Genomic DNA, 1,394 nt, shown 5'->3' with positions numbered 1-1,394 from the left:
CGCGCAGCACGCAGGCCGCTCGCGGGGCCCGGAACGTACCCCGCGAGCCGTCCACGTCTTGCGGTACGGCGAGACGCTCCCACGGCGTCACGTCCTGCTGCGGGACAGTCACGACCAGCGCATGCGCACGCTCGGTCAACGCGGGGTGCTCTGCAAAAAACGCGTTCGATCCGACGCGCACTGGCCACACCCAGGCCGGGAATGCGCGCCCACCAACGGCGCCTGCGCGGCACGCGCACGGTCAGATCGGCCAGCGTCCGGATCCCGGCAGTTCGCAGTGCGGCGGCGGCCCGGGGCGAGAGCCAGGTCTCGACCTCGTCGCCGATCTGCGGCTGCGGCGCCGGCAGTACCGCCAGGGTGTCCAGTGCATTCGCGACGGCAGCCGCGTGCCTGGGACCGCGTGCCCCTGAGTGCTCAAATAGTGCAGCGAGATCAGCGCGATGGCGGCTATGAGCGAAGCGTGCCACCTGGCGGCGCAGGCGGCCCAGAAGGCCGCGAGAGGATTCACCCGCAGCACGCCACTCGCCCAGATAGCGCTCAACCGCAGCCCTGGAGTCCAGACCTTCGTACCAAGCGCGCAAGGCAGCCAGTGCGTCGGTATCGGGTAATGCATCCACGTTGACCTCGTCGACTGTTACAGACTCATGTGTTTTCACAAGAGCAGGTTTATCGATTAAACAGAACTGGTGCGAGAACATTCATTATGTTTGTAGAATCGTCTCGCGAGACACTCGCGCCCATAAAATCTTCCAAAACCCCGGTGCTTACGCCCCTATCCATGGCGTTTTTACCCGCCATGGATTGACAATGACAACAAGCAAGAGCGAGCGCCTGGCCGTGCTGTCGGTGGCCGAACAGGAAGCCCTGTACGGGTTACCCGATTTTGACGACGCGCAACGTCTGGACTACCTGGGCCTGAGCGAGTCACAGCTGACGCTCGCTTGCAGCCGCAACGGCCTGCATCACCAGGTGTGGTGCGTGCTGCAGATCGGCTACTTCAAGGCCAAACAGACCTTTTCCCGCTTCACCTGGGACGAGGTACCAGACGATCTCGCCTTCGTGCTCAGCCGCTACTTTCCCGGGCAGGCCTTCGAGCCGCTGCGCGTCTCCAGGCGTGAGCACTACACGCAGCGCGCCCTGATCACCCAACTATTCGACTACCGCCTCTGGTCCAGTGATTTCCTCGGACAACTGGTCGGGCACGCACAGCAGGTCGTGCTCCGCGACATCTCCCCCGGTTTCATCGTCGCTGAACTCGTCGCCTATCTCAACGAACACAAGGTCGAGCGGCCCGGCTATACGACTTTGCAGACCGTGATCAGTCAGGCATTGTCGGCCGAGCGCCAGCGAGTGACCGGGATACTGTCCGCCGCGCTGGACGAGCCGACCAGGGC

1 protein-coding gene and 1 pseudogene are annotated in these 1,394 nt (G+C 63.8%); one reads left to right on the top strand and one right to left on the bottom strand.

Translation table 11 applies throughout. The features are described 5' to 3' along the window. Nucleotides 1–656 (bottom strand): annotated as a pseudogene (locus WM40_RS26960) (phage integrase family protein); the annotation flags it as partial. A gap of 151 nt (nt 657–807) precedes the next feature. On the opposite strand from WM40_RS26960, the gene WM40_RS26955 reads away from it, so the two are divergent. After that, the coding region (locus tag WM40_RS26955) for a DUF4158 domain-containing protein (RefSeq protein ID WP_046154626.1) at nt 808–1,394 on the top strand (587 nt) is incomplete at its 3' end.

Origin of the sequence: Robbsia andropogonis (assembly GCF_000970345.1) — a bacterium.
GTDB classification, from domain to species: domain Bacteria; phylum Pseudomonadota; class Gammaproteobacteria; order Burkholderiales; family Burkholderiaceae; genus Robbsia; species Robbsia andropogonis.
The sequence above is the reverse complement of the archived record's forward strand: the minus strand, read 5'-3'. Positions and strand labels throughout refer to the sequence as shown.